Source organism: Streptomyces sp. WELS2 (assembly GCF_013870595.1).
In the GTDB taxonomy this organism is placed as follows: Bacteria; Actinomycetota; Actinomycetes; order Streptomycetales; family Streptomycetaceae; genus Streptomyces.
On sequence record NZ_JACBWZ010000443.1, the window covers coordinates 1 to 5,184 of the forward strand.

Here is a 5,184-nt window from a genome sequence, read left to right on the forward strand (position 1 = left end):
TCCGGGCGACCGTCCGCGCCGACCGCCTGCGCTTCGTGGAGGAGCCGCGAACAGCGGTCCGCTTCCCCGGCACCGGGAAACGGTCATCGACGTCCCACAGCGAGCGCACGAACCTTCCCGGTGAAGTCGTCGCCGGTCAGGAGTACCGGGACGCCCTGATCGTCTACCGGCTCGCGACCCGGCTCACCGGGCAGCCGGAAGACGGTCGGGACGGCGAGGGCGACGAGGGCGGCGCGGGGGCGTGAACGGACGGCGGCGCGGTCACACCTTGACGCCGCGCAACTCGATGTCCCGGTTGGCGAAGAGGTGCACGTACCCGCAGTGCCAGCAGATCAGCCCTGTCGCCGTCTCGTCCGCCCAGGCCAGTTTCATGAATTCCATGCCGGTGCTGTTGAGCTTCACGCCTCGCTCGCGGAAGAGCTCTCCCCGGCAGACCTGACAAGTGATCCGCGTGTCGCCCAGCCAGGCGTGCACCGCCTTCGCCATATCCACCCTCCCTGTTCGTTCGCGCCCGGAGCAGGGCGGTGTGCTGCGAGAACCGTGCCGCGAGCAGCTGTTCGGTGTCGGGTTGAACGACACCACACTTCCGGCCGGAATTGGCGGCAGTTGAGCGAGATCTGAGGAAATGCGCCGAGCCTGCCTCGCCGTATCCGGAACCGGCCAAGGCGCTCCGTCCCCCGGCGACGCGCACCGGTCGCACACCTCATGCGGTCCGCACCGCCTGGCACGATCCTTGCGAACCATGGCGCCCGCGCCGTCGGCATGGGCGGACGCGGTGCTTGACGATGGTGGCGAACGAAAGGGAGAGCACTCATGACCCGCATAGCCATCAACGGATTCGGCCGCATCGGACGCAACGTGCTGCGCGCGCTGCTCGAACGCGACAGCGCCCTGGAGGTCGTCGCCGTCAACGACCTCACGGAGCCCGCCGTGCTGGCGCGGCTGCTCGCCTACGACACGACGGCCGGCCGGCTCGGCCGGCCGGTGAGCGCCGACGGGGACACGCTCGTCGTCGACGGCCGGCGCATCAAGGTGCTGGCCGAGCGGGAGCCGGCGCGGTTGCCGTGGGCCGAACTCGGGGTGGACATCGTCCTGGAGTCGACCGGCCGTTTCACGTCGGCCAAGGCCGCTCGCGCGCACCTGGACGCGGGCGCGCGGAAGGTGCTCGTCAGCGCTCCGTCGGACGGTGCCGATGTCACGCTCGCCTACGGGGTCAACACCGAGGCGTACGACGCGGCCCTGCACACGATCGTCTCGAACGCCTCCTGCACGACGAACGCGCTGGCGCCGCTGGCGTCGGTGCTGGACGAACTCGCGGGCATCGAGCACGGTTTCATGACGACGGTGCACGCCTACACCCAGGAGCAGAACCTCCAGGACGGCCCGCACCGCGACGCCCGCCGCGCGCGTGCCGCCGCCGTGAACATCGTGCCGACGACGACGGGTGCCGCCAAGGCGATCGGACTGGTGCTGCCGAACCTGGACGGCAGGCTGTCGGGTGACTCGATCCGTGTGCCGGTTCCGGTGGGCTCGATCGTGGAACTGAACACCACCGTCAGCCGGGAGGTGTCGCGGGACGAGGTGCTGGCGGCCTACCGTGCCGCCGCCGAGGGGCCGCTCGCCGGCATCCTCGAATACTCGGAGGACCCGCTGGTGTCGTCCGACATCACGGGCAATCCCGCCTCGTCCGTCTTCGACTCGGCCCTCACCCGCGTGGACGGCCGCCATGTCAAGGTGGTCGCCTGGTACGACAACGAGTGGGGCTTCTCGAACCGCGTGCTCGACACACTCGACCTGCTCGCCGCGCACTGACCCCGCCGCGAGGGCCGTACCGTCGCGGCGCCCCGGACTCCCCGTGCGGGGCCGGGGCGCCGCCGCGCCGGGTCGTCGAAGTGACGCCGGCCGGCGTCATCCGCGCAGGTCGTCCGCACCAAGGGAGTCGAAGCTTCCACAAGATCGACCGCTCCATGGCCTTCAACGGCTCTATAGACTCCGCGGATGACCAGCGATCTTCTCCAACTCACCGTTCTGGGCTGTGCGACACCGCATGCCACCGTCGACAACGCCTGCTCCGGCTACCTCGTGTCCCATGGCGCCACCCGCCTCTGGGTGGACGCGGGCAGCGGGACGCTGGCGCAGTTGCAGCGGCATGTCCGGCTCGACGAGGTGGACGCGATCTGGATCTCGCACCTGCACGCCGATCACAGTGCGGATCTGCTCACCGCGTACTACGCGGTGCTGTACGCGAACGTCCGGTTCGAAGCGCCCATCCCCCTGTACGGGCCGCCGGGCATCGCCGACCGGCTGGCCCACTTCCTGACCAACACCTCGACGCGCAGTCCCGTCGAATCCGCCTTCGCCGTCCACGAGTTGCATGACGGGCAGCGGGCGAGCGTCGGCGGTCTCACGCTGACCACCCGGGCGGTGGAGCACGGCATCCCGGCCTTCGCCGTGCGCATCGAGGCCGAGGGCCGGTCGCTGGTCTACTCCGGGGACACCGCACCGTGCGCGAACCTCACCCAGCTGGCCGAGGGGTGCGACGCGCTGCTGTGCGAGGCCGAGAGCAGCCAGGCCCCGGCCGACGGTCCGCAGGTACACCACACCCCCGAGGACACCGGCGACACGGCCGGGGCGGCCGGGGCGGGCCGGTTGCTCGTCACACACGTCGGCCCGACCCTCACCCCGGCCGAAGCGGTGCGACGTGCCTCGGCCCGGTTCCACGGTCCCGTCGACTATGCCGCCCCCGGCACCACCTTCTCGATCGCTCGGCCGGCAGACCTGAACCGCGGCCGACCTGCCGGGGCGTGAGTGCGTAACGGCGGCCGGGGCCGGGCAACTTCCGCCCGCCAGACGGCCATCACCTCGCCGAGTCCTCGCTCCGGGTGGAGGGCGAAGCCGTCGGGGTTGCCCTCGGCAGCGGTTCCACGACCGTCTTCGCCGACGACGAACACGCGCCAGATCCGGCCTCCGGCCCGGCCGTCGGTGGTGTTCTCACGCCTGCGCGCCGCCCGGAGCGGCGGCCTCGAGGTCGTTGATGGTGCCGGACATGATCGTGCGCACGTGCTCGGTGATGTGCTCGGCGGGCCAGTCCCACCAGGCCACCGCCAGCAGCCGGGCGATCTCCTCGTCGGAGTAGCGAGTGCGGATGAGGCGGGCCGGGTTGCCGCCGACGATGCCGTAGTCGGGTACGTCGGCGGTGACCACGGCGCCGGAGCCGATGATCGCACCGTGTCCGATCCGTACGCCCGGCATCACCGTCGTGCCGTGGCCGAACCAGACGTCGTTGCCGACGACGGTGTCTCCTCGGTTCGGCAGGCCGGCGAGCAGGTCGAAGTGGTCGGCCCAGGAGCCGCCCATGGTGGGGAACGGGAAGGTGGAAGGGCCGTCCATACGGTGGTTGGCGCCGTTCATGATGAACCGCACGCCCGTGCCCAGGGCACAGAATTTACCGATGATCAGCTTTTCCGGTCCGTAGTGGTAGAGCACGTTGCGGGTCTCGAACGCGATGGGGTCGTCCGGGTCGTCGTAGTACGAGTACTCCCCGACCTCGATCAGCGGGGACTTCACCAGCGGCTTGAGCAGGACGACGCGAGGCTGTCCGGGCATGGGGTGCAGGACGGTCGGATCGGCGGGTACGGGCACGGCGGGTCCCTCTGCGGTCGGGGAGTAATGGCGGACCGGCCCATGATCGCGTCGGCGCGCCGTACCGGCACACCGATTTTTCGGCCCCGCTCGCCGTCCGGGCTCACGGCGGCGCCGGTGCGACATCGGCGCGTCCGCCGGGCTGCCGCGGCACATGAGCGTACCTCCCGCGCACTCCTGTTGATCATATGACCAATTCGCTTCCGCGCTTCGGAACGCAGGCGACATGGACATCACAGGAGTGGATTGCCCTTCCCGGTGAGGAGGCCGCATGGTACAGGTCGAGCGGTTGCTGGCCGACTGCCTGGACGACGTGCGCGCCGAGCCGCCGGGCGGCGTACCCCTCGCGGCGGAGGACGGCCCCGGATACGCGGCGGCCCGCCGGACCTTTCTGACGGCCGGACTCGAAGCCCTGCGCGCCCACACCCCGGAGGCCGGCTGGGTACAGCTCAACCTGGCCGTCACGCCGCCGCCGTACGGCCGACTGGCCACGGCGGCCCGTGAGCTGCTCGGCACCGGACAGGCCCGCGACTTCTTCTTCATGCACAAACCCCCGGGGCTGCGCGTACGGTTCCTCGCGGCGCAGCCGTCCCGGGCACCGGAACTGCGCACCGCCCTGCTGCGCCACCTGACGCCGGAGCGGACCGAGGACGCCGGGACGCTGCCCGTGGCCGAGGTGTACGAACCGGAGACCTACCTCTTCGGCGGCCCGCGCTCCATGCCCTGGGTGCACGAGCTGTTCACCGCGGACTCCCGGGCCTGGCTGGACGTGCACACCGCCGCGGCCGGTGCACCGGCTCCGGTCGGCTGGCGGGTGTCCCTGGCCCTGCTGCACGCCGTGTTCGACGGGCTGGGCATCGTCGGCTGGGAGCACCGCGGGGTCTGGCGGGTGGTGCGGGAGGAGACCGGCCGGCGGCTGCCGGGCGGTCTCGGCGAGCCGGACCTGCGCCGGGCCGCCGCCGGGATCCGCGCCTACTGGGAGCAGAGCCCCGAGGACCGGCTCCAGGCCCTGCCGAAGGCGTGGCGGGACGTCCTCGGCGAACATCTGGCGGCGGTGGGGCGGGCCGCAGAACGCTGGCGCGGCCACTACTTCGCCTCCGGTGAGGCCACGGTCGGTCCCCGCCGGGCCGCCGCCCACCACGTGATCTTCCACTGGAACCGGGGCGCGCTCCCCACCGCGCGCCAGTGCCTGCTCACCGAGGCACTCGCCGCCGACGGCCGGGCGGAGGCGGACTGAGCATGGAACACGTACCGGCACGAGCGGCCCGGCCGGCCGACGGGCGGGACGGCCAGGACAGGCGCGTAAGGCACGACAACAGCCACGCCAGCCACGACCCGACACGCGGAACCACGACCGAACCCGCCCACACACCCGGCACCACGGTCGCCCCCACGCACACACCCCACACGGCACCCGGAACCGCAGCCGCACCGCACCGCACAGGCGGCACGCCCCCCGCGGGCACGCCCGTACCGGCACGAGCCACCGAACCGGCCGACCCGCGCGGCACCCTGCTCGGGGCCACGGCGCTGCTGCGGCTG

At 71.9% G+C, this 5,184-nt stretch carries 6 protein-coding genes and 1 pseudogene; 5 read left to right on the top strand and 2 right to left on the bottom strand.

Annotated features, from left to right (window positions below):
* The coding region (locus tag H5J33_RS22705) for a hypothetical protein (protein WP_181796756.1) at window positions 1–245 on the top strand (245 nt) is incomplete at its 5' end.
* Window positions 246–261: 16 nt separating this feature from the next.
* Here the strand turns inward: H5J33_RS22705 and H5J33_RS22710 are convergent.
* The gene (locus tag H5J33_RS22710; RefSeq protein WP_181796757.1) at window positions 262–486 is read right to left on the bottom strand and encodes a hypothetical protein; all 225 of its coding nucleotides are present in this window, start codon (window positions 484–486) and stop codon (window positions 262–264) included.
* A gap of 327 nt (window positions 487–813) precedes the next feature.
* Between H5J33_RS22710 and gap the strand changes: the two genes are divergently transcribed.
* Window positions 814–1,812 (top strand): type I glyceraldehyde-3-phosphate dehydrogenase, encoded by a 999-nt coding sequence (gene gap, locus H5J33_RS22715; protein ID WP_181796758.1) that lies wholly within the window; start codon window positions 814–816, stop codon window positions 1,810–1,812.
* Between the two features lie 186 nt (window positions 1,813–1,998).
* The gene (locus H5J33_RS22720) at window positions 1,999–2,808 is read left to right on the top strand and encodes an MBL fold metallo-hydrolase (RefSeq protein WP_181796759.1); all 810 of its coding nucleotides are present in this window, start codon (window positions 1,999–2,001) and stop codon (window positions 2,806–2,808) included.
* A 183-nt stretch (window positions 2,809–2,991) separates the two neighbouring features.
* Here H5J33_RS22720 and H5J33_RS22725 read toward each other — a convergent pair whose 3' ends face one another.
* A complete protein-coding gene (locus tag H5J33_RS22725; protein ID WP_220212645.1) occupies window positions 2,992–3,606 on the bottom strand; it encodes a CatB-related O-acetyltransferase in 615 nt (204 codons plus the stop codon).
* 307 nt (window positions 3,607–3,913) lie between these two features.
* Between H5J33_RS22725 and H5J33_RS22730 the strand changes: the two genes are divergently transcribed.
* Complete coding sequence (locus H5J33_RS22730; RefSeq protein WP_181796761.1) at window positions 3,914–4,879, top strand: thiopeptide-type bacteriocin biosynthesis protein; 966 nt, start codon at window positions 3,914–3,916, stop codon at window positions 4,877–4,879.
* Between the two features lie 2 nt (window positions 4,880–4,881).
* Window positions 4,882–5,184: pseudogene (locus H5J33_RS36800) on the top strand (hypothetical protein); the annotation flags it as partial.